18 protein-coding genes are annotated in these 22520 nt (G+C 69.5%); 11 read left to right on the forward strand and 7 right to left on the reverse strand.

The features are described from left to right. From M8I34_RS28945 to M8I34_RS28955, 3 genes are all read left to right on the forward strand, one after another. On the forward strand, positions 1-292 hold a 292-nt coding region (locus M8I34_RS28945; protein ID WP_250054221.1), incomplete at its 5' end, for a hypothetical protein. Positions 293-1246: 954 nt separating this feature from the next. Beyond that, on the forward strand, positions 1247-2137 hold the full coding sequence (locus M8I34_RS28950; protein WP_250054224.1) for an immunity 49 family protein: 891 nt from the start codon (positions 1247-1249) through the stop codon (positions 2135-2137). Between the two features lie 45 nt (positions 2138-2182). After that, complete coding sequence (locus M8I34_RS28955; protein ID WP_250054226.1) at positions 2183-2500, forward strand: hypothetical protein; 318 nt, start codon at positions 2183-2185, stop codon at positions 2498-2500. Between the two features lie 151 nt (positions 2501-2651). On the opposite strand, the gene M8I34_RS28960 is transcribed toward M8I34_RS28955, so the two are convergent. Then, the gene (locus M8I34_RS28960; RefSeq protein WP_250054235.1) at positions 2652-3224 is read right to left on the reverse strand and encodes a hypothetical protein; all 573 of its coding nucleotides are present in this window, start codon (positions 3222-3224) and stop codon (positions 2652-2654) included. A gap of 355 nt (positions 3225-3579) precedes the next feature. Here M8I34_RS28960 and M8I34_RS28965 point away from each other — a divergent pair, with 355 nt between their 5' ends. The 5 genes from M8I34_RS28965 (at position 3580) to M8I34_RS28985 (ending at position 8875) form a co-directional block, all read left to right on the forward strand. After that, positions 3580-3918: a hypothetical protein gene (locus tag M8I34_RS28965; RefSeq protein WP_250054237.1), complete on the forward strand. Its 339-nt coding sequence runs from the start codon at positions 3580-3582 to the stop codon at positions 3916-3918. Positions 3919-4231: 313 nt separating this feature from the next. Then, on the forward strand, positions 4232-5491 hold the full coding sequence (locus M8I34_RS28970; protein ID WP_250054240.1) for an ABC transporter substrate-binding protein: 1260 nt from the start codon (positions 4232-4234) through the stop codon (positions 5489-5491). Positions 5492-5730: 239 nt separating this feature from the next. After that, positions 5731-6639 (forward strand): carbohydrate ABC transporter permease, encoded by a 909-nt coding sequence (locus M8I34_RS28975; protein ID WP_250054363.1) that lies wholly within the window; start codon positions 5731-5733, stop codon positions 6637-6639. Positions 6640-6645: 6 nt separating this feature from the next. After that, positions 6646-7482 (forward strand): carbohydrate ABC transporter permease, encoded by an 837-nt coding sequence (locus M8I34_RS28980; RefSeq protein WP_250054241.1) that lies wholly within the window; start codon positions 6646-6648, stop codon positions 7480-7482. A 445-nt stretch (positions 7483-7927) separates the two neighbouring features. Further along, the gene (locus M8I34_RS28985) at positions 7928-8875 is read left to right on the forward strand and encodes a TauD/TfdA family dioxygenase (protein WP_250054249.1); all 948 of its coding nucleotides are present in this window, start codon (positions 7928-7930) and stop codon (positions 8873-8875) included. A 135-nt stretch (positions 8876-9010) separates the two neighbouring features. On the opposite strand, the gene M8I34_RS28990 is transcribed toward M8I34_RS28985, so the two are convergent. The 5 genes from M8I34_RS28990 to dusB form a co-directional block, all read right to left on the reverse strand. Next, complete coding sequence (locus M8I34_RS28990; RefSeq protein ID WP_244414887.1) at positions 9011-9856, reverse strand: helix-turn-helix transcriptional regulator; 846 nt, start codon at positions 9854-9856, stop codon at positions 9011-9013. Positions 9857-10471: 615 nt separating this feature from the next. Then, entirely contained in the window at positions 10472-13252 is a 2781-nt protein-coding gene (gene ppdK / locus M8I34_RS28995) for a pyruvate, phosphate dikinase (protein ID WP_250054365.1), read from the reverse strand. A gap of 818 nt (positions 13253-14070) precedes the next feature. Continuing rightward, positions 14071-14559, reverse strand: a complete 489-nt coding sequence (locus M8I34_RS29000; RefSeq protein ID WP_250054251.1) for a ricin-type beta-trefoil lectin domain protein — start codon at positions 14557-14559, stop codon at positions 14071-14073. A gap of 263 nt (positions 14560-14822) precedes the next feature. Continuing rightward, a complete protein-coding gene (locus M8I34_RS29005) occupies positions 14823-15398 on the reverse strand; it encodes a MarR family winged helix-turn-helix transcriptional regulator (RefSeq protein WP_374211006.1) in 576 nt (191 codons plus the stop codon). 271 nt (positions 15399-15669) lie between these two features. Continuing rightward, the gene (dusB, locus tag M8I34_RS29010) at positions 15670-16797 is read right to left on the reverse strand and encodes a tRNA dihydrouridine synthase DusB (RefSeq protein WP_250054255.1); all 1128 of its coding nucleotides are present in this window, start codon (positions 16795-16797) and stop codon (positions 15670-15672) included. Positions 16798-16951: 154 nt separating this feature from the next. On the opposite strand from dusB, the gene M8I34_RS29015 reads away from it, so the two are divergent. Further along, on the forward strand, positions 16952-18406 hold the full coding sequence (locus M8I34_RS29015; protein WP_250054257.1) for an MFS transporter: 1455 nt from the start codon (positions 16952-16954) through the stop codon (positions 18404-18406). Positions 18407-18626: 220 nt separating this feature from the next. Here M8I34_RS29015 and M8I34_RS29020 read toward each other — a convergent pair whose 3' ends face one another. Next, on the reverse strand, positions 18627-19568 hold the full coding sequence (locus tag M8I34_RS29020) for a helix-turn-helix transcriptional regulator (RefSeq protein ID WP_250054259.1): 942 nt from the start codon (positions 19566-19568) through the stop codon (positions 18627-18629). Positions 19569-19690: 122 nt separating this feature from the next. Between M8I34_RS29020 and M8I34_RS29025 the strand changes: the two genes are divergently transcribed. Beyond that, complete coding sequence (locus M8I34_RS29025) at positions 19691-21208, forward strand: MFS transporter (RefSeq protein ID WP_284050935.1); 1518 nt, start codon at positions 19691-19693, stop codon at positions 21206-21208. A gap of 192 nt (positions 21209-21400) precedes the next feature. Next, positions 21401-22405 carry an aldo/keto reductase gene (locus M8I34_RS29030; protein WP_250054261.1) on the forward strand — a complete coding sequence of 335 codons (1005 nt, stop codon included), beginning with the start codon at positions 21401-21403 and terminating at the stop codon, positions 22403-22405. Positions 22406-22520: the final 115 nt, after the last annotated feature.

The following is a 22520-nucleotide window of genomic DNA, read 5'->3' on the forward strand; positions in this document are numbered from 1 at the left end:
CGGCGCGGCCGACATCATCGCCGCCCACCTCGCCCACCGCCGCGCGGACGGCGCCGGCACCCGCCGCCGCTTCTTCGCCGACCCCAAGAACCCCGAACTCGAAGCCACCGACCGCGCCCTGACCGAGGTCGTGCTGCGCACCTGCCGACGCATCGGCATCGATCCGCTCTGGCTCCACCGCGGCTCCTGTCAAGGCACACAGCTCGGCTCCGGCCCCGCCCCCCTCACCGACTGGATGGCCGCGCACCGCCTCGACGTGGAGATCCTCAGTGACCAGGGCGCCGCCCTGTGACCGGCCCCGGCCCCTACAAGCCCCCGCGCTACAAACCCCGTGGCTGGGGCGAGGAACTGCGCCGCCGCCAGCACAACGCGGGCATGTCCGCATGGGAGCTCGCGGACCTCCTCGGCGTCCACGAGCACGACATCCCCCTGGACCACCTGCCCAACCAGCCGCTGCACGTCGTCCTCGAACTCGCCCGTCGCCTCGACCTCCACCCCGGCGACCTCACCCCGTACGCCGCCGAGGTCTACAACCGCCCCCGGCACCGACATGGACGCCCTCGCTGTCCTCAACGCGCTCGCCCACGCCAGCCGCCCGATCACCGCCGACTTCCTCGCCGAATCCCTCGGCTGAGACCTCGACCGCGTCAGCGACGCCATCGAACGCGCCTGGGCGTACCCCCACCTCGCCGGTCCGTACGCCCTGCGGCGCGCAGCCCCCGCCCACTTCACCCTCAGCCCGCGCCTGGACGTCCTCACCGATCGGCAGATGAACTGGGTCCATCCCGCCAACCACACCGAGCCGTGGCGGCACCCGCAAGATGCGCACTACCGGCCGCTCCAGCGCGACGTCCTCAGCAGTCAGGACGCGGCCGTGCTGTTCCAGGCATCCTACGACGGCACCGTCTCCACCGACCCCGAGGAGCCGACCGCGGCCACCGTCGGGCCTGCTCGACGCCGGGCTCCTGGTCCGCGCCGACGACGGCACCGCCGTCCTGGCCGACGACGTCCGGTACAGCCTCCGCCTCACCGACGCCGACGACGTCAGTACCTACTGACACACCTCATGGCAGAACCACTGACATCCAGTGGCAGACTCCGCTGACGTCCCGATGGCAGACGACAGTTACGGAAGCAAGATCCGCCAACTACTGCACTCATCCGCCAAGTAAAAATCTCGGTCGCATCAGCACAGTGGGCGTCGTCCAGGGGCGCGCCGGACGGCGAGAAGCACGGGGGGTACAAAATGCACCAGTTCGACATGAGGACGAAGGAAACAGCAGGATGGCCCAAAATCCCCCGGCATGAATTCCCCACGAGGAACCTCAGCCTCCTCTTGGGGGTGATGACTCCGGACCTACAGAAGGAAATCGAGGGCCTTTCGAAAGATCCGGAATGGTTCTCCATGGCACTGCCCTCTGCGATCCAGGTGCTCAGTGTGCGCTGCGCCGATGACCCGACAGCCGCAAAGATTGAGACGTGGGAATCCTGCGTCACAGCGATGCAGGTGGGCTCCGCTCTCTTCACCTCGGCGCGTGCAAGCACCGAGACCGTGGAATGCCTCATCGGTCACGAGCGGCGCACCGTCCCGGCCGGTGCACTGCCCTGGGCGGACGCAGGAAACTGGCTCACGGCCTTCTGGCTGGCCTGCGTATGCCGGGAGAAGGGGCGCCTGAACGAGCTGTGCCAGGTCCCGGTATCGCTCTTGCGGAACTCCGGCGCGGTATTCGACGCATACATCTATGACTGGGTCGAGGCCCTCCAGGCCTATTGGCTACAGCAGCCCCAACTCGGCGAAAAATTGGTAGCCGCCGTGGACGGCACCGATCCCGATGTCATCCGGCACACCGAAGCGGGAGGCGTCCTTCGCCTCATGTATCCGCCGATGAACCTGCTGACGAAGCTGGTTCGCGGCGACGCGGAGAAGTTCAACGCCGAACTCGCCCAGGCGCTGGCGTGGCACAAGGACCACTGGACCCGCGACGACCGCGAACTCAATCCGGAAGGCTTCATCTCCCTGGGCCTCACAGCAGTGACCTGCCTCGCCCGTGACGCAGGGTTCACCATTACGGTCGAGTCCGAGTACCTGCCCGAAGGACTGCTCGACGCCGAGTGGGTCGGCGAATTTCCCACGTAACACGCCGTCCGTACTCAGGCGAGAACCGTGCATGACAGGAGTGAAATGACCAGCCCGCAGGACAATCTCACTCCGCCCACCACTCCCGAGGAAGCGCTCGCCATCGTCCGCAGCCGCTACGCCGAGCCCACACTGGCAGACGGCTCTCCCGCTCCGATGCATGTCGAAGAATTCGACATCGGCTATCTCGTGTACACCGAGTACCCCGACACCACCGACGCATCGGGCGAGCCCCAGCCGGCCCCGCCCGGCGGGTCGAAGATCGTCGTGGCCAAGGACACCGGCGCAACCGTCACCGTGCCCAACTTCCCGACGGAGACGGCCATCGCCCTCTACCGCCAACAGCGCCCGCCCCAGGTATAACGAAGCCATCCCGCTCGGTGAGTCGACCGGAGGCCGCTCGTCCCGTCGGTGACAGATGAGGCTACGGCGGCGCCGACGAAGGCGAGGGAGGCAACAGAGGCGAACACCGTCTTCCCTATGTTCTATCGGCCGGGCACGGGGGCGTGATGTTCTATCGGCCGGGCACGGAGGGCGTTGGCGGACGGGATTGCGGGTCCAGCCAGCCGGTTGCCCTCAGGACCTCCGCGGCGATCTCCCTGACGGACCGGCCGTCGGTGGCTACCCGAAAGGTGTCGTCGGATGCCCTTTCGTCCAGGAGCCGGGCCTTGTACGCGCTGCTCCTGAGCTCCCGTTCGAACTCCGAACCGATCTCGCGGGCCACCAGCCGCTCGTGGGTGGTGGTGTCGGAGGCGGTCAGGAGGACCCGTACGGTCCGGGTATCTGCCCCCAGGGCCCGCGCGAAGAGCCCTGCGCTTTCGGGAAGCACACTCACGGTGTTGGTGTAGATGAGGCGGCGATAGCCGAGTTGGTGGTAATTGGCCCATATCGCGGTCAGGTTGCGTTCGGTGATCTGGGAGCGGTGCGGGTCTCCGTCCGGGGCCGGATGCACCTGGCCCATGAAATCGCCCTCGATGATGGCGTGCGGAACGGACGAGGCTCGCAGTTGATCCGAAACCTCCCAGCCGACCGTGGACTTGCCCACACCTGCCCTGCCGCCGATAAGCAGTAATTCTGTGCGGTTCATGGCGGCATGGTGCCAGGTGACTGGCGCCGGCCCCCGCAGCCTCCACACCACCCGGCCACCGGACAATGGCAGGTGGCCTACGGGTCACAACAAGAGGGCAGACAACCGGGTTTGGGCGCACAGCGGCCAGAGGGAATCGAATCGGATGACGAAGCGCGACGGAGCGGCAAGGGACACCTCGGCAGGCGGAGGGGTCGCAAGGTCGGCGCAATCGTCCATCTCTCCCCGGAAGGGCTGCTCCACCTCGCCAAGGCCGTTTTCCACTGGTGTCGTGCGCCATCGCCCACCGGCCATGCCGAATTCGCCCCGGCGCACGACCCACACTCCATTTCAGGATGCGAGGAGAGAACCTCACGTGCCGGAGACCGATCCGCCGGAGACCGATCCGCCCGAAGCTGAGAAGCCGGTACCGCCGGCAACCGCTGACGAGGCGCTGGAAATGGCCCGCACCAGTTTTCAGCCGCTCTGTCACGATGCCACCCCGGCCCCCCTGTATGTCGAAGAGTTCGATATCGGGTACCTCGTCCACGCCAGGTTTCCCCCCACCGAGCCTCGTTCATTCGGCGGCAGCCACCTGGTCATCTCCAAGGCTGACGGGGCACGAACGTACGTACCCAACTTCCCCCCGAAATCCGCGATCGCTCTCTATCGCGCACGCCACCACCCCAACTCACCCTCGGGGAGGTGCGATTGACGGGGCAGTCGGACGCCGGGCAGGCGGGCGGCCCACACCGCGGCCCAGGGGCAACCCCGGCGGTACCTGTGCCCTGTTCTCCCAGGAGGACGGCGCCGTGTGCCGGGTTCCGCTGCGTCCGCCTGCCCGGACCCTTGCGCTCTACCGCAAGGTCTACCGGCCGGAGATCTCGTAGGGAGGAATGCGGCGGGCGCGGCCGAGGTTGTTTCGCAGAGATGCAATGCACTCTGCACGCCCGTGCGGCAGAGTGGACGGTCGCACCGTCGGTGATCGACGATCACCGGGAGGTTACGAGCGCAGGGGGCGACGTGCCATGACGGAGATCGACAGGCGGAGGCTGTTGGCGGCCGGCGGTGGGGTGGCCCTGGCCGCGGGGCTGGCGACGGCGTGTGGGTCCAACACCGGGCGGGGTGGCGGTGGTTCGGGGCCTGAGATCAGCCAGTGGTATCACCAGTACGGCGAGAGCGGCACCGAGCAGGCCGTGAAGCGGTATGCCGCCACGTACAAGAAGGCCGGGGTGCGGGTGCAGTGGCGGCCGGGGGATTACGACCGGCAGACGGCGGCCGCGTTGCTCACCGACTCGGGGCCGGACGTCTTCGAGGTCAACGGGCCGCTGCTGGACCAGATCCAGGGCGGGCAGGTCGTCGATCTGACGGCCGAGGTCGAGCCGGTCAAGGACGACTTCCACCAGGCCGTGCTGGCGCCGAAGATCTGGCAGGACAAGATCTGGGGCATCCCGCAGGCCGTGGACATGCAGGTGCTCTATTACCGCAAGAGCCTGCTGAAGAAGGCCGGGGTGCAGCCGCCGCGGACGCTCGATGAGCTGGTGGACGGGGCGAAGAAGCTCAGCGACAAGAAGGCCAAGGGGCTGTTCCTGGGGAACGACGGCGGGGTGGGGGTGCTCGGTGGGACGCCGTTGTTCGCCGCGGGGCTGAGTCTGATCGGTGAGGACGGCAAGGCCGGGTTCGACGATCCGGCCGCGGCGCGGGCGCTCGGGAAGATCCGGCAGCTGTACGCGGACAAGTCGTTGCTGCTGGGGGCGCCCACGGACTGGTCCGATCCGGCGGCCTTCATCCAGGGGATGACCGCGATGCAGTGGTCGGGGCTGTGGGCACTGCCGCAGATCAAGAAGGCGCTGGGGGACGACTTCGGGGTGCTGCCGTTCCCGAAGGACGGGAGCGGAGGCAAGCCGTCCGTTCCGGTGGGCGCCTATGGCTCCGCGGTCAGCGCGCGGAGCAAGCGCAAGTCGGAGGCCAAGGCCTTCGCGAAGTGGCTGTGGGTGGACCGCACCGACTTCCAGCAGGACTTTGCGCTGTCGTACGGATTCCACATTCCGGCCCGGATCTCGCTGGCGAAGAAGGCCGAGCGGTTGCAGTCCGGCCCGGCGGCGGACGCGGTCCGGTTCGCGACGGATCACGGCTATGCCGAGCCGCTGTTGTGGACGACAGCGGACCGTACCGCCTACCAGGACGCGCTGAGCCGGATCATCAAGGACGGCGCCAACCCGGAGAGTGAGCTGAAAACGGTGGTGCGCAAGGTCAACGCCGAGCTTCAGCGGGCCAGGAAGAAGTGACGGCGGAAGGGACCGAAGAGGCGGTCGGAGGGCCGGACGGAGAGGCGGGCGAAGGGGCGGACGGAGGGGCAGCAGGAGGGGCAGCAGGGGGACCGGTCGGCGACGTGGCGGCCGGCAGGACCGCGGCGGCCCCGGGCGCCGGACCCCGCTCGCCCGGCGCCCACTCGCTCGCTGCCGACTCGCCCGGCGCCCGCTCGCTCGGTGTCCACTCGCCCCGCGCCCGCTCGCTCGGTGCCCGATTGCTCGGTCCGCAGCGGCGGAATCTGTGGTTCTGGGTCTTCGTCGGACCGTTCGCGATCGGGCTGGGCCTGTTCACGTACGTGCCGTTGGCGTGGAGCGTCTACCTGAGCTTCTTCGACGCGCACAACACGGTGAGCCCGGCCGGGTCGGACTTCGTCGGGCTGGGCAACTACACGACGATGCTGACCGACGGCGCGTTCCTGGGAAGTCTCGGCATCTTTGCGCTGTTCACCGTCTTCATCGTGCCGGCCGCCTACGCGCTCTCGCTCGCGCTCGCGCTGATGGTCAACCGGCTGCACTTCGCCCAGGCGTTCTTCCGGTCGGTGTTCTTCCTGCCGACGGCCTGCTCGTATGTGGTCGCGGCGGTGATCTGGAAGCTGTCGATCTTCAACGGGGTGCGGTTCGGGCTGGCCAACACCGTGCTGGGGTGGTTCGGCGCGGATCAGACCGCCTGGCTGTCGACGACCGATCCGCCCTGGTACTGGCTGGTCATCGTGACCGTACGGCTGTGGCTCCAGGCCGGGTTCTACATGATCCTTTTCTTGGCGGGGCTCCAGCGGATCTCTCCGCAGTTGTACGAGGCGGCGGCGGTGGACGGGGCGCGCCCCGGCTGGCAGACCTTCCGCCACATCACCTTCCCGCAGTTGCGCGCCACATCGGTGGCGGTCGTGCTGCTGTTGGTGATCAACGCGTTCCAGGCGTTCGACGAGTTCTACAACCTGCTGAGCGATGCGCGCGGCTATCCGCCGTACGCCCGGCCGCCGTTGGTCTATCTCTACTACACGGCCCTCGGACGGGATCAGAACCTCGGGCTGGGCAGCGCGGGAGCGGTGATCCTCGCGCTGATCATCGCGGTGGCGACGGTGGTGCAGGCCCGCTGGTTCGGCCTCGGCCGCAAGGAGGAGTGAGCACCCATGCACAACGCGCTGACCAGGGCGGGGCGCGCCCTGCGGGTGGTCGTCCTGATCGTCCTCGCGCTGCTGTTCCTGATTCCGTTCTATCTGCTGGTGCGCAACGGCCTGGCCACGGAAGCGGACATCACGGCGCCCGGCTGGACGTTCTTCCCGCACACGCTCCAGTGGTCGAATCTCACCGAGGTGTTCCAGGACCCGAACCTCCCCCTGGGGCGGGCGCTGCTCAACTCCACCTTGATCGCGGTGTCGACGACGGCTGGTACGGTACTGCTCGCCTCGCTCGCGGGCTACGGCCTGGCGCGGATCCCGTACCGGCACGCCAATGTCGTCTTCTACGCGGTCCTGGGGACGCTGATGGTGCCGGCGGCCGTGACGTTCGTGCCGAGCTTCGTCCTGGTGTCGACGCTCGGGTGGATCTCCACACTGCGCGGGCTGATCGTTCCGACGCTGTTCAGCGCGTTCGCCTGCTTCATCTTCCGGCAGTACTTCCTGGGCTTCCCCAAGGAGCTGGAGGACGCGGCCCGGGTCGACGGGCTCGGCTACTGGCGGACGTACTGGCGCATCGTGGTCCCCAACGCCCGCCCGGTCTTCGCCGCCGTCGGCACCATCGTTTTCATCGGGGCCTGGAACGCCTTCCTGTGGCCGCTGGTGATCGGGCAGGACCAGGAGTCCTGGACGGTGCAAGTGGCGCTGTCGACGTTCACCACCGCGCAGAACCTCGTCCTGCATCAGCTGTTCGTGGCCGCGGCCGTGTCGATCGCCCCGCTGGTGGTGGTCTTCCTGCTGCTCCAGCGGTACATCGTCGCGGGGGTGGAGCGCAGTGGGATCGATGACTGACGGATCGATGACTGCCCGATGGATGACTGACGGACTGATGAACGCCGGACTGATGAATGCCGGACTGACGACTGGCGGATTGAGGACGTCTGCATGAAGGGGTACGGTGCGTGGCATGAGCACGCACCTGTTTGTCCGTGAGGCGGAGCCGCGCGACCGCGGCCCCCACGGCGAGTGCGCGCCCCGCGGCCTGAGCTTTCTGCGCCGCCGCGGCCGGGTGGGTTCTCCCCCGGCCTGTTGTTTCTGTACGTCCTGACGCCTTCGCGCGCTGACGTCCGGCGGACGGCGGTCCGACGGCCGCGTCCACCTCGGCCACACGACGCTTCCCACCCGCCATGCGATGGCGTCTCTAATTCCCCCGCCTCCCCTTCTCCCCTTCTCTTCGTCTGCCCTTCCTTCGTCTCCCTCTCTCGCCTTCCCCCTTTCTCGCCTTCAGGAGGACCAGTTGACGACTCTCGTCGATTCCGCGGCTCCGTCCACCCCCGCCCTGCGCCCCCACCGCATTCCCGCCGACGGGCTGTACGAAGGGCAGCGCACCCTGCGCCGGACGCCCGACGGCTGGGACGACCGGCCGTACGAGCGCTTCGAGGCCGTGCCGCAGGCGGCCACCATCGGGGCCGAGATCCGTGGGCTGGACCTGTCGCGCCCCCTGGACGACGGCCTGCGCGCGGAGCTGAACCGGGCGTTGCTGGAGTGGAAGGTGCTGTTCTTCCGCGGTCAGCATCTGAGCTCCGGGGCGCAGCGCGAATTCGCCCGCAATTGGGGTGAGCTGGAGAGCAACCCGTTGCTGGCACGGGGCGATTCGAAGGATGTGGTGCGGTTCGACAAGGCCGTCGGCGGGGTCACGACGTTCGAGAACGTATGGCACACCGATGTCACCTTCCGGGAACGGCCCGCGCTGGGTGCGGTGTTGCAACTGCGTGAGGTCCCGCCCAGCGGCGGGGACACGATGTGGGCCGATATGGCCGCGGCATACGACAATTTGCCTCCGGAAATCCGGGCACGGATCGACGGGGCGCGGGCGGTGCACGACTATCTCCCGGGTTTCGCGCGCTTCTACTCCGCGGCTCAACTGGCGCCATTTCAGGAGGAGTTCCCTCCGGTTGAGCATCCGGTGGTGCGCCGGCACCCGGAGACCGGGCGGCGGATGCTGTTCGTCAACGCCTCCTTCACCACCCGGATCGTGGGCCTGGAGGAGGCGGAGAGCGACCGGCTGTTGCGGCTGTTGTTCCAGCAGGCGCAGGTGCCGGAGTTTCAGGTGCGGTGGCAGTGGCAGGCGGGGGATCTCGCGTTCTGGGACAACCGCGCCACCCAGCACTATGCGGTGAACGACTACGGGACGCACCGCCGGGTCGCCGAACGGGTCGCCATCGCGGGCGATCGCCCCTACTGACCGGCGGACTCGCGGACGTCCTACCGCCGGTCAGGCCATACCCGCCCGGCTGGACGTACCGGACAGGCCCGGAGGCATGGCCGACGCGCGGCCGGCCGCGGGGGCGCCCAAACCGGCCGTGTGCGCCCCTCCCCCTCACCCGAGTCGTTCGTACGCCGCCGCCTCCGCCGGGCGCGCACCGCGCAGCAGGGCCGCGCCCAGCGGGGTGAGGGTGTGCAGCACCGCGTTGCCCTGCCGCAGGGTGACCAGCAGGCCGGCATCGCGCAGCACCGTCGCGTGCTGGCTGGCGGAGGCCAGCGAGACATCGGCGCGGCGGGCCAGCTCACTGGTGGTGCAGCCGACGCCGATGCCCTGGAGTATCTCGGAGCGGGTCTGGCCGACGAGCCGGCCGAGGGAACGTTCCGGCGGGACCTGCGGTGTGAGCCTCGGCGACTGGTGTTCCACGGGGTAGACCAGTACAGGCGTCAGCTCCGAGTTGTGGAAGGTGACGGGGGTGCGGCGGCAGAAGTACGACGGCAGCAGCAACAGCCCCCGGCCGCCGAGGTGGAGATCGCGGTCCACCGGATAGTCGGCCTCCAGGACGGGCGGGCGCCAGCGCATCATCGGCGGGAGCGAGGCGAGCAGCCGGTCCGCGCCGCCGTCCAGCAGCGCACGGCCGCGGGTGGCCCGGTCGGCCTCTATCCGGCTCTGGACGCGCGGCCAGTACGGGGCGACGGCCGCCTCGTAGTAGCGCTGGAGGATCCCGGCGAGCCGGCCGAGGGCGCGGGTGTCCCCGTCGGCCATCGCCCGTATCCACGACGGGAACGGGCGGGTGGCCGTGGAGAGCCGGCCCAGTTCCTCGTGCAGCCGGCGGGCGGGCGTCTCGCGCAGCGCGGCGAGCGCGTCGGTCATGCCGAGGAGCCCTTCGGCGGGCGTCAGGAAATCGGGAAAATACCCACGGGTGGGCACGAGCGGCGCCAGCAGTCGCCCTTCGCCATTCAACCTTCCACGTGTTTCCGATCGCCATTTGCCGAACGCCGAATCGTCCCGTCGGTCGCGCAGCCGGTGAAAGCTTAAGACGGTCTCCCACAGTGCGTCCGGGCGTGCCGCAATGCGCACACGGGCCAGATCGAGTCCACTGAAATGGACGCGTAACACCGAACCCCCACCCCTGGTTTCCTCAGTCGGCCCCCGGCACGCCTGAGTATGCACGCCAACACGCGCGGTCACCATGCCCTTTTGGCCAGACTTGAAAGTCCTCGCGCCACCGGGCGGGCGCGAGGAATGCTTGTACTCAATTCAGCGGCGGCGCGAACGGACCGGATTGCTCGATCCCGTGGGGGGTGATGGGCAACCACCCGGCCGCTCGGCAGCCCCGCTGAAGGCCGCACCCCGCGCCGACCGGGGTGACGGCAGCTCCCGAGGGGGGAGTCCGGAGAAAGACGAGGGCGGCACCTCCGCACAGGTGCCGCCCTCGTTCGGGTGCCGGAACCGACAGCCAGGCGGCTGAGGGTGTGCCCTGCCGCCGGCTCCGGTGGTCCTTCAGGTCACCGCAGGCGCACTCGGCGCCCACGGGGTGACCGGTGGGGCCGGCGATGGACGCCGGCCCCGGTGCGGTCAGCGGCTGTCGCTGCCCTTGGACTCCGCGGCCGCGCGGCCCGCCTCCAGGCGTGCGACCGGGATGCGGAACGGGGAGCAGGAGACGTAGTCCAGGCCCGCCTCGTGGAAGAAGTGGACCGACTCCGGGTCGCCGCCGTGCTCGCCGCAGACGCCGAGCTTGAGGTCCGGGCGGGTGGCCCGGCCGGCCGCGGCGGCGTTGCGGACCAGCGAGCCCACGCCGTCCTTGTCGATGGTCTCGAACGGGCTGACGCCGAAGATGCCCTTCTCCAGGTACGCGGTGAAGAAGCTCGCCTCGACGTCGTCGCGGGAGAAGCCCCAGACGGTCTGCGTGAGGTCGTTCGTACCGAAGGAGAAGAAGTCGGCGGACTCCGCGATCTGACCGGCCGTGAGGGCGGCGCGGGGCAGCTCGATCATCGTGCCGAGGGTGAGCTTGAGGTCGACGCCGTGGGCCTTCTCGACCTCGGCGATGACCTGCTCGGCCTCCTCGCGGACGATCTCCAGCTCCTGGACGGTGCCCACCAGCGGAATCATGATCTCCGCACGCGGGTCGCCCTTGGCGTTCTTGCGCTCGGCGGCCGCCTCGGCGATCGCACGTACCTGCATCGCGAACAGACCGGGGATGACCAGGCCCAGGCGGACACCGCGCAGACCCAGCATCGGGTTCTGCTCGTGCAGTTTGTGCACGGCCTGGAGCAGGCGCAGGTCGTTCTCGTTGGCGTCCTTGCGGGCCTCGGCGAGCGCGACGCGCACCGACAGCTCGGTGATGTCGGGCAGGAACTCGTGCAGCGGCGGGTCCAGCAGCCGCACCGTCACCGGCAGTCCGTCCATCGACTCGAACAGCTCGATGAAGTCGGCCTTCTGGAGCGGCAGCAGCTGGCTGAGCGCCGCGTCCCGGTCGCTCTCGGTGTCGGCCAGGATCAGGCGCTCGACCATCTCGCGGCGCTCACCGAGGAACATGTGCTCGGTGCGGCACAGGCCGATGCCCTGGGCGCCGAACCGGCGGGCGCGGGCGGCGTCCTCGGCGTTGTCGGCGTTGGCCCGTACGCGCAGCCGGCGCACCCGGTCCGCGTACGCCATGATCCGGTGGACGGCCTTGACCAGCTCGTCGGCGTCATCGGCGCCGGCGTGCATCCGGCCCTCGAAGTACTCCACGACCGGGGACGGCACGACCGGCACCTCGCCGATGTAGACCTTGCCGCTGGAGCCGTCGATGGAGACGACGTCGCCCTCCTCGATGACGGTCCCGTCCTGGGTCGTCATCTTGCGGGACTTGGTGTCGACCTCCAGCTCCTCGGCGCCGCAGACACAGGTCTTGCCCATGCCACGGGCGACGACGGCGGCGTGCGAGGTCTTGCCGCCGCGGGAGGTGAGGATGCCCTCGGCGGCGATCATGCCGTTGAGGTCGTCGGGGTTGGTCTCCCGGCGGATCAGGATGACCTTCTCGCCGGAGCGCGACCACTTGACGGCGGTGTACGAGTCGAAGACGGCCTTGCCGACCGCGGCGCCCGGGGAGGCGGCGATGCCGCGCCCGATCATCTCGGACTTCGCGCCCAGGTCGAAGCGCGGGAACATCAGCTGCGCCAGCTGCGCACCGTTGACCCGCTGGAGGGCCTCGGCCTCGTCGATCAGACCCTGGTCGACGAGCTGGGTGGCGATCCGGAAGGCGGCACCGGCGGTGCGCTTGCCGACCCGGGTCTGGAGCATCCACAGCTTGCCGCGCTCGATGGTGAACTCGATGTCGCACAGGTCCTTGTAGTGCGTTTCGAGCGTCTCCATGATCTGCATCAGCTGGTCGTACGACGCCTTGTCGATCTGCTCCAGGTCCGCGAGCGGGACCGTGTTGCGGATACCGGCGACGACGTCCTCGCCCTGTGCGTTCTGGAGGTAGTCGCCGTAGACGCCCTGGTGACCGCTGGCGGGGTCGCGGGTGAAGGCGACACCGGTGCCGGAGTCGGGCCCGAGGTTGCCGAAGACCATGGAGCAGACGTTGACCGCGGTGCCGAGGTCGCCGGGGATGCGCTCCTGGCGGCGGTAGAGCTTGGCGCGGTCGGTGTTCCACGAGTCGAAGACCGCGCGCACGGCGAGGTCCATCTGCTCGCGCGGCTCCTGCGGGAAGTCGCGGCCGGTCTCCTTGGCGACGATGTCCTTGAAGTGCGCGACCAGGCTCTTGAGGTCGGCCGCGTCCAGGTCGATGTCGACGCGGATGCCCTTGGCCTGCTTGGCCTCCTCCAGCGCCTCCTCGAAGAGCTCGCCGTCGACGCCCAGCACGGTCTTGCCGAACATCTGGATGAGGCGGCGGTAGGAGTCCCACGCGAAGCGCTCGTCGCCGGCCTGCGCGGCGAGGCCGGAAACCGACGCATCGGAGAGGCCGATGTTGAGGACGGTGTCCATCATGCCGGGCATGGAGAATTTTGCCCCGGAACGGACCGAAACGAGCAGCGGGTCATCGGCCTGGCCGAGCTTCTTGCCCATCTTCTGCTCAAGGGCATCGAGGTGCTCGGAGACCTCGGCACGCAGTGCCGCGGGCTCGCTGCCGCTGTCGAGGTAGACCTTGCAGGCTTCGGTGGTGATGACGAAGCCGGGAGGGACGGGAAGTCCCAGGTTGGTCATCTCGGCGAGGTTCGCACCCTTGCCGCCTAGCAGGTCCTTGAGGTCCTTGTTGCCCTCGGTGAAGTCGTAGACGAACTTCGCGGACGAAAGCTGGGTTACGTGGGGATCTTGTGTTTCCGGCACGGCACTGACTCCTCGCCGACGGGCTGCCCTGACGGCGAGGAACATACCCAGATCGAAGGCGTATGGGTACGTCCACTTGGTCGACATACCTGTGTAACCAGTCGTCCGCCAGCAGATCGAAAGTGATCACGCATTTGGCAGACCCTTCAACACCTGAATGCATCACTCCGCTACGCATCCAAAATGACCCCGATGTGCTACGCACTGCGACGAATGGAGTAATCAGTCGAACGCATGAAGCATGGCACCCGGTGCCATCATTGGAGAGATGGAACCCCGCGCGAGACGCTCATCTGAGCGCACCCCCTATCAGGGGTGGCGAGAATCACGCGCTCATGTGTGACTGGGTCCCATCATTTGGACCCTCTCCAGCTCCTCGATCGATCACCGGAATCAAGGAATGCGCCCACCGGGACGCGCGCCCGCTGCCGTACATCCGGCAGATCAGCCCGCAATTCGGCCACCCGCCACGCCGGGTCGCCCCCGACCTCGGCCGCGACCGCCTCCCCGCCCTCGTCGACCGGGCCTGCCACACCTCCGGCGTCAGCTCCGGAGAGAACTGCACCCCGATCAGAATCAGGCCATGGTTCCCGTCCGCCGGAAAGCTCACTTCCACATCCGGGGCCGTATACCGCTCGACCGGCACGACGAGCAGCTCGTCGAACTCATGGCCCCGCTCGGCCGGCCGCTCGCCTGCGTGGCCCGCGGTGGACAGCGGGTCGTGGACGACGACCAAGGCGCGCAGGCGAGGCGCGCTCCCCTCCTGTGCGGAGCCCACAGCCGCTGTAGAGCCCACAGCCGCAAAGGAAAGGCGCTCGGCGGGGGTGTCCCGGCCGAGCGCCCTTCTCGTGCGGAGGCGGCAACTAGTTGTAGTCAGCCACCCACCACTTGCGGCTGGTGCGGTGGCCCGGGGTGCAGACCACGTTGCCCTTCGCCGTCACCTTGAGGAAGCAGCGCGCGACGGGGTTCCCGTAGATGGTCTTGTCCCCGTCATGGAAGGAGCCGACGCTCCACGACAGGGACCACTTCCGCCCGTCGGCGTTGCACGCCTTCGCGTAGACGTAGCCGCCGGTCGGCTTGTGCGCCGTCAGACACGGGCCCCAGGTGGAGCTGGAGGCCGCCGAAATGATCTGTTCGCCGGGATTGGGCGCCCAGTTCTGCTTCGGGTCGCTGGTGCGGCACTTCACTGCCGTGACCCGCTTGTCGAAGCCGTTGAACTTGAGGCACTTCTTCGCTGCCACGTTCTTGATGTTGAAGCCCTGGACGGGCGCGGCAGTGGCCGATGTCGCAGTGAAAGCCGTCATTCCGACCGCCGCGGCACCGGCGATCAGCAGACTGGTCCTACGCTTCACGCTTCCCCCTGAAATTTCTCGGTTCCTCGGTCCCTTGAGCTGGTCCCTCAAGGAACGGTCATTCAGGGGTGCCGGAAGCGGCCGCCGTGCTGACCCGCACCCGACCGCGCCGCTCGCTCCCCCGAACCGGAACGATGCTATCCGCCTGGTCAGGAACATGATCAAGAAACGAATCAGCCAATCCGGGGCCGAGGACCGACCCTTCGATCAAGCCGGACGGTGCGCCGCAAACCGCCTCCCGCCTGGCGGGTCGGACGGGCCCCCTACCCCTTGGCCCGTCGGCCGCTCCGTCGCGGGCGGGGGTCCTGGCCGTCCAGCAGCTCCAGCCGCCGGTTCTCGCCGCGGGTCTCGACCTGCACCACGATCCGGCCCAGCAGATCCGCCAGGTCCAGTGCCTCGTCGTCGCTCAGCCCCTCGGTGACAAAGGCTTCTTCGGCGTTGAACTCCGGGAAGACCCGGGTCATCAGCCGCTCGCCCTCGGGGGTGAGCGCGAGCAGGGCGAGCCGCCCGTCGGTCGGGTGCCCCTTGCGCTCCATCAGGCCGCGGGCCTGGAGGGTGCGGGCGACGCCGGTCAGCGTGCCCTTGGAGATACCGGCCTCCTCGGCGACCCTGCGGGTCTCCCCCTCGCCCCGGATCCACACCACCCACAGCACGACGAAGGAGGTCCAGGTCAGCTCGGCGTCACGCAGTACGGAGTTCTCGAAGTGCTGCCGTACGGCGGCCGCGGCGCGGTAGATGCCGGCGACCGCGGCCATCCGCTCGTGGCGGACGGGGAGGTCGCCGAGCTTGGCCTGGACGGCCTTCTCCGTATCCCCGAGGGAACCGCGCCCGCTCACCACAGCATCTCCCTCGGCCTCGCCGGTCCCGCGCGCTCCTGTACCGGGACTCGCGCACGGCCCGAAACCGGAACTCGTGCGCAGCCGTTACCGGAACCCGTGCACGGCCGTGGGCACTGCCGCACCACGCGCCACGCGCCACGCACGGAACGCTCCGTACGGGCTCAAACGGTATCGCGGCGTACGCCGGTATGCCCGTATTCGCGCACCGACACGCCCTATACCTAGGGCCCCCGGACTGCTGCCCGGCCGAGCCGCGCCACAGCGGTCCGGCTCAGCCGCCCGACGTGTCCAGCTCCGCGTCCGCGTCCACGCCCGCGCAGTCGTAGGGGTCGTCCAGCCAGCCGTCCGGCAGGACCACCCGGTTACGGCCCGACGTACGGCCGCGCGGGCCGTCCGCACCCACCGGCCACGGCTGGTCGAGGTCCAGCTCCGACAGCAGCGCGTCCAACTCGTCGAGGGAGGAGGTGACGGCGAGACTCCGGCGCATCTCGGAGCCGATCGAGAAGCCCTTGGTGTACCAGGCGACATGCTTACGGAAGTCGATCACGCCGCGCGCCTCGTCGCCGATCCACTCGCCCAGCAGGGTGGCGTGCCGCAGCATCACGGCCGCGACCTCCTTGAGGGTCGGCTGGGCGTACGTCCCCGTGCCCTCGAAGGCGGCGACCAGATCGCCGAACAGCCAGGGCCGCCCCAGGCAGCCGCGCCCCACGACCACCCCGTCGCAGCCCGTCTCCCGCATCATCCGCTCGGCGTCGTCCGCCGACCAGATGTCGCCGTTGCCGAGCACCGGGATCTCCGGGACATGCTCCTTGAGGCGTGCGATGGCGTCCCAGTCGGCGGTGCCGCCGTAGTGCTGGGCCGCGGTCCGCCCGTGCAGCGCGATCGCCGTGATGCCCTCCTCGGCCGCGATCCGCCCCGCGTCCAGGTAGGTGATGTGGTCGTCGTCGATGCCCTTGCGCATCTTCATCGTCACCGGCAGCCCGCCCGCGTTCGCCACCGCCTCACGCAGGATCGAGCGCAGCAGATTCCGCTTGTACGGCAGCGCCGAGCCGCCGCCCTTGCGGGTCACCTTCGGGACCGGGCAGCCGAAGTTCAGATCGATGTGGTCGGCGAGGTCCTCTTCCGCGATCATGCGGGCGGCCTTGCCGACGGTGTCCGGGTCGACGCCGTACAGCTGGATCGAGCGCGGCTTCTCGGTCTCGTCGAAGTGGATCAGCTGCATGGTCTTCTCGTTGCGCTCGACCAGCGCCCGAGTCGTGATCATCTCGCTGACGAACAGGCCCTTGCCGCCGCTGAACTCCCGGCACAGCGTCCGGAACGGGGCATTGGTGATCCCGGCCATGGGCGCGAGCACCACGGGCGGCTGCACCGTATGCGGACCGATCTTCAGCAGAGTCATGACGGCAATACCTTCGGCTTTCTTGGGCTTCCTTCGGCGGGGCGGACGAGCCGCGGCCGTACGGGCGGTCCGGCCACTGCGATCTCCCATTGTCCCGCACCGCGCGAGTGGCCCCGCCAGGGCCGGACGCACCGGATCGTTGTAGCGTTCAACCATGCCTGAGCTCAGCCGTCGACGGCGTCTCCTGGTGCTGGCGATCTGCTGCATGAGCCTGCTGATCGTCAGTCTCGACAACACCATCCTCAATGTCGCCCTGCCGTCCATCCAGCATGAACTGCATGCCTCGGTCTCCGGCATGCAGTGGACGATCGACGCCTACACCCTGGTCCTGGCGGCGCTGCTGATGCTGGCCGGCTCGACCGCCGACCGGCTCGGCAGGCGCCGGATCTTCCTGGTCGGGCTGGTGGTCTTTGCCGTCGGCTCGCTGCTGTGCAGCCTGGCGCCCGGTCTGGAGTGGCTGGTGGTCTTCCGGATGGTGCAGGCGGTCGGCGGCTCGATGCTCAATCCCGTCGCGATGTCGATCATCACCAACACCTTCACGGAACCGCGGGAGCGGGCTCGCGCGATCGGGGTGTGGGGCGGTGTCGTCGGCATCAGCATGGCGGCCGGGCCGGTGATCGGCGGGCTGCTGGTGCAGACCGTCGGCTGGCGCTCGATCTTCTGGATCAACGTCCCGATCGGCGCCCTCGCGTTCTTCCTGACCCTGCGCTACGTCCAGGAGTCCCGCGCTCCCCGGCCGCGCCGCGTCGACCCGGTCGGCCAGCTGCTGGTGATCGCGCTGCTCGGCTCGCTGACGTACGCGATCATCGAGGCCCCGGACGCCGGCTGGGTCTCCCCCGAGATCGTGACGTTCGTGCTGGTGGCCCTGGCCTCCCTGGTCGGTCTGATCGCCTATGAGCGACGCCGGTGCGAACCCCTCATCGACCTGCGGTTCTTCCACAGCGCACCGTTCAGCGGGGCGACGATCGTGGCGGTCTGCGCCTTTGCCGCGCTCGCCGGCTTCCTCTTCATCAACACCCTGTATCTACAGAACATCCGTGGCCTGTCCGCTTTGGGCGCCGGGCTCTACATGCTCCCCATGGCGGGGATGACGCTGGTCTTCGCACCGCTGTCGGGGCGGCTGGTCGGCAGTCGGGGACCGCGTCTGTCGCTGCTCCTGGCCGGTGCGGCGATGGGGGCGAGTGGGCTGCTCTTCGCCGCGTTCGACGCCCAGTCGACGAATCCGCTGCTGTTCACCGGCTATGTCCTGTTCGGTATCGGATTCGGCCTGGTCAACGCGCCGATCACCAACACCGCGGTGTCGGGTATGCCCCGCACCCAGGCCGGTGTGGCCGCCGCCGTCGCCTCCACCAGCCGGCAGATCGGGCAGTCGCTCGGCGTCGCGGTGATCGGCGCCGTACTGGCGGGCGGGGCCCATGCCACCGCCACCGCGGACGCCTTCATTGCGGCCGGCCGCCCGGCGTGGTGGATCATCGCGGGCTGCGGCGCGGCCGTCCTGCTGCTCGGCGCCCTGACGACGGGCCGGTGGGCGAAGGCCACGGCCGACCGCACGGCGACACTGTTCGACGAGGAGGAGCAGGGGCAACGGGCAGCGGGCGCGCGGTCGTAGGCTGCTTACGGCCACCGTTGTCCGATCGCCGCGGGTCGCTGGCGTTCGCCCGTCGAGCGGTTCACTGCCGGCCGGCACGGTGGCCCCGTCGCCCGCTCGCGTCCACCCCTCACCGCGGGCCGCTGACGTCCCCCTCGGCCGTTCACCGCGGGCCGCTGACGCCCCCGCCGCCCCAGCCCGTCATTGCGGACCGCTCACGCCCGCCCCCTCGGCCGTACGGTCACACCGTGACCAGCGCCGCCTCCTGCGCCAGCCGCTCCAACTGCTCCAGCCGCTCCCGGGTCGTCGCGTCCACGGGCGTGTAGGACAGCAGCTTGGGACCGGGGTTGGGCCCCGTCCACAGGCTCGTGGCGGACAGTTGCAGCACCCCCACCCGCGGATGCCGGAAGAGCTTGACGGAGCTCATCGGGCGGATGACCTCATGCTGGGCCCAGATCTCCCGGAACTCCGGCGATGCCTCCGTCAGCCGCGCGACCAGCGCTTTCCAGGGCGGCTCCGCGACATGCTCGGCCATCGACGCCCGGAACTTGGCCGCCATCACTCGCATCGTGGCATCCAGATCGACCACACTCGACCGCCACACGGGATGGGTGAACGCCAGCCACATGCAGTTGCGGTCCTCCTCGGGCAGCGCGTCGAGGTCGCACATCAGTCGGCCGTAGGTGCTGTTGTAGGCGAGGATGTCGAACCGGCTGTTCTGGACGACCGCGGGGAACGGCTCCAACTGGCACAGCATCTGGCGCAGTTCGCGCGTGACGCCCGTGCACTCCGTGCCCGGCATCGGGTCGACCGCCCCCGCCAGCGCGAACAGATGGCTGCGCTCGGCGCGGTCGAGCAGCAGCGCACGGGCGACCGCGTCCAGGACCTGCGGCGATACGTGGATGTCCCGGGCCTGTTCGAGCCAGGTGTACCAGGTGACACCGACCGCGCCCAGGTGCGCGACCTCCTCGCGGCGCAGACCGGGCGTACGGCGGCGGGCACCCCGCGGCAGTCCGACCTGCTCGGGCGTGATCCGCTCCCGTCGGCTGCGCAGAAAGGCGGCCAGCTCGGCGCGCCGGGCGGCGTCTTCGTGCGGGGCGGTTCCGTGCCGCGGGGCGGCGCCGGGGCCGGGGCCGGGGCCAGGGCCTGTGGCAGGCTGCGTCAAGGGCATGTCCGCGGTCATGCCTCCAGCGTGCCGCAGTCCGCAGCCGGTTGCCAGGTAGCACTGGTACCAGGATAAGAAGACTCTGGTACCAGCTTGAGCGCTCGACAACAGTCGAGTCCGTGAGCGATACCCGAGCACAGATGACCACCACGGATGCCACGACCGCGACCCTCGACGCCGCCCCGGCCACCCTCCCGGATGCCGCGCACCCCGGAGTCCCGGCGGCCTCGGAGGCACCGGCCGCATCCGGGCCCACCCCGCAGCGGCACCCGGCCACCACCGTCCTGACCCCGCTCGGCCTGCTGACCGTACTGCTGGGCGCGGCCCTGCCCATGATCGATTTCTTTATCGTCAATGTCGCACTGCCGACGATCGACCACGATCTGCACGCGGGGCCCGCGATGCTGGAGATGGTGGTGGCGGGCTACGGCGTCGCCTACGCCATGCTGCTGGTGCTCGGCGGCCGGCTCGGCGACATGATCGGCCGGCGCCGGCTGTTCCTCTGGGGCCTGGTCGCGTTCGGCCTGACGTCACTGGCCTGCGGTCTTGCCCCGGACGCCGGGACGCTGGTGGCCGCCCGGGTCGCCCAGGGGGCCGCGGCCGCGCTGCTGCTGCCGCAGGTGCTGGCCACCATCCAGGCCACGACCACCGGCAAGCGGCGCGCCAAGGCCGTCAGCCTCTACGGCGGTACGGCCGGTGTCGCCAGCGCCGTCGGCCAGGTGCTCGGCGGCCTGCTGGTCTCCGTCGACCTGGCGGGCACCGGCTGGCGCGCGGTCTTCCTGGTGAACGTTCCGATCTCCGCCGCGGCCTGGCTGCTGGCCGCCCGTACGGTCCCCGAGACCCGCTCCCCGCACCCGAGCCGGGTGGACGGCCCCGGGACCGCGCTGCTCGCCGCCACGCTGATCACCCTGCTGCTGCCGCTGACGGAGGGCCGGGCGGCCGGCTGGCCCCTGTGGTCCTGGATCCTGCTGGCCGTCTTCCCCTTTGCCGCCGCCGCGTTCCTCCTCGTCGAGCGCCGGGCCGAACGCGCAGGGCGTACCCCGCTCGTCCCGCCCTCGCTGCTGCGGATCCCCTCCGTGAACAGCGGACTCACCATGATCATCCCGTTCACGCTGGGCTTCGGCGGCTTCATGTTCGTGGTCGCCGTCGCCCTCCAGAATGGCCTGCACTACGGCCCGTTCGCGGCCGGACTGTCCCTGGCCCCGCTGTGCGTCACGTTCTTCTTCGCCTCGCTCGCCGGTCCGCGGCTGGTGATGCGGTTCGGGCGGCGGGTGGTGGTCGCCGGTTCGCTGATCCAGGGCGTCGGGCTGATCGGCCTGGCACTGACCGTGCACTCGGGCTGGCCCGCGATATCGGTGGCCGGGCTCGCATCGAGCATGGCCGTCCTGGGCCTCGGGCAGGGCATGGTGCTGCCGGTGCTGATGCGCATCGTGTTGAGCGAACTGCCGGTGACACAGGCCGGCGTGGGCGGCGGCGTCATGGTCACCACCCAGCAGTCCGGCCTCGCCCTCGGCGTGGCCACCCTCGGCACCCTCTTCCTCGCACTGATCCCGTCCGTCGGCATCCGCGACGCGATGCTCGCCGCCCTGCTGACGCAGCTGGCGATCGTCGCGGGCACGACGGCGCTCGCCCTGCGACTGCCTCGCACTCTGCGCTGACGTCCGCTGACCTGCGGTGATCTACGAGGGAGCGAGGGGCGAGGCCCGGCACCCACACATGACGACTGACAGATATTGAAATCTGTCAGTCGTCATGCCATAGTGGTTCTGGAACGTATGGCATCCGCCCTACCTCCAGCCCCACGCCCCCACACCTCCATCCCCACCCCTCCCGTCCTCCAGGAGCACGCAGTGCAGACCCGCACCCTGGGCACCACCGGCCCGCAGACCTCCGCCCTCGGCCTCGGCTGCATGGGCATGTCCGCCCTCTACGGCGACACCGACCGCAGCGAATCCATCGCCACCCTCCACGCCGCCCTCGACGCGGGCGTCACCCTGCTCGACACCGGCGACTTCTACGGCATGGGCCACAACGAACTGCTGATCAACGAGGCTCTGCGGACCGCCCCCGCGGCGGCCCGCGGGAAGGCGCAGATCAGCGTCAAGTTCGGTGCCCTGCGCACGGTCGAAGGCGGCTTCACGGGCTATGACGGCCGGCCGAACGCGGTGAAGAACTTCGCCGCGTACTCCCTCCAGCGCCTGGGCACCGACCACATCGACATCTACCGGATCGCCCGGGTCGACCCGGACGTTCCGATCGAGGAGACCGTCGGCGCCATCGCCGAGCTGGTCGAGGCCGGGCACGTCCGGCACATCGGCCTCTCCGAGGTCGGCGCCGAGACCCTGCGCCGGGCCGCCGCCGTCGCCCCGATCTCCGACCTCCAGATGGAGTACTCCCTCATCTCCCGCGGCATCGAGGAGGCGATCCTGCCGACCGCCCGCGAGCTGGGCATCGGCGTCACCGCCTACGGCGTCCTGTCGCGCGGCCTGATCAGCGGCCACTTCAGCCGCGACCGCAAGCTCGCCGCCAACGACTTCCGTGGCATGAGCCCCCGCTTCCAGGGCGAGAACCTCGACCGCAACCTCGACCTGGTGGACGCGCTGCGCAAGATCGCCGAGCAGAAGGGCGTCTCGGTCGCCCAGACCGCCATCGCCTGGGTGCTCTCCCGCGGCGAGGACATCGTCCCGCTGGTCGGCGCCCGCCGCCGCGACCGGCTCACCGAGGCCCTCGGCGCCCTGGACGTCACCCTGGACTCCGACGACCTCTCCGCGATCGAGCGCGCAGTCCCGCCCGGCGCCGCCGCCGGCGACCGCTACCCCACCGACCAGATGGCCCACCTGGACAGCGAACGCTGACGCCGGGGCGCGAGCACCGCGGCCCGGTGACGATCGAGGTCAACCATCGAGGTCCGGTGACCGACGGAGGTCCGTGATGACCAACGGAGGTCCGACGCCGATCGAGGTCCGAAGC

It is taken from the genome of Streptomyces sp. MCA2, assembly GCF_023544705.1.
Taxonomy (GTDB): Bacteria; Actinomycetota; Actinomycetes; order Streptomycetales; family Streptomycetaceae; genus Streptomyces; species Streptomyces decoyicus.

Coding starts and splice junctions, on each gene's coding strand:
- M8I34_RS28960 (WP_250054235.1), bottom strand. CDS start 3,224: ATGAACCGCACAGAATTACTGCTTATCGGCGGCAGGGCAGGTGTGGGC.
- dusB (WP_250054255.1), bottom strand. CDS start 16,797: ATGACTCTGCTGAAGATCGGTCCGCATACGGTGCAGCCGCCCGTGGTG.
- M8I34_RS29015 (WP_250054257.1), top strand. CDS start 16,952: ATGCCTGAGCTCAGCCGTCGACGGCGTCTCCTGGTGCTGGCGATCTGC.
- ppdK (WP_250054365.1), bottom strand. CDS start 13,252: ATGTTCCTCGCCGTCAGGGCAGCCCGTCGGCGAGGAGTCAGTGCCGTG.
- M8I34_RS28980 (WP_250054241.1), top strand. CDS start 6,646: ATGCACAACGCGCTGACCAGGGCGGGGCGCGCCCTGCGGGTGGTCGTC.
- M8I34_RS28970 (WP_250054240.1), top strand. CDS start 4,232: ATGACGGAGATCGACAGGCGGAGGCTGTTGGCGGCCGGCGGTGGGGTG.
- M8I34_RS28955 (WP_250054226.1), top strand. CDS start 2,183: ATGACCAGCCCGCAGGACAATCTCACTCCGCCCACCACTCCCGAGGAA.
- M8I34_RS29020 (WP_250054259.1), bottom strand. CDS start 19,568: ATGACCGCGGACATGCCCTTGACGCAGCCTGCCACAGGCCCTGGCCCC.
- M8I34_RS28950 (WP_250054224.1), top strand. CDS start 1,247: ATGCACCAGTTCGACATGAGGACGAAGGAAACAGCAGGATGGCCCAAA.
- M8I34_RS29025 (WP_284050935.1), top strand. CDS start 19,691: ATGACCACCACGGATGCCACGACCGCGACCCTCGACGCCGCCCCGGCC.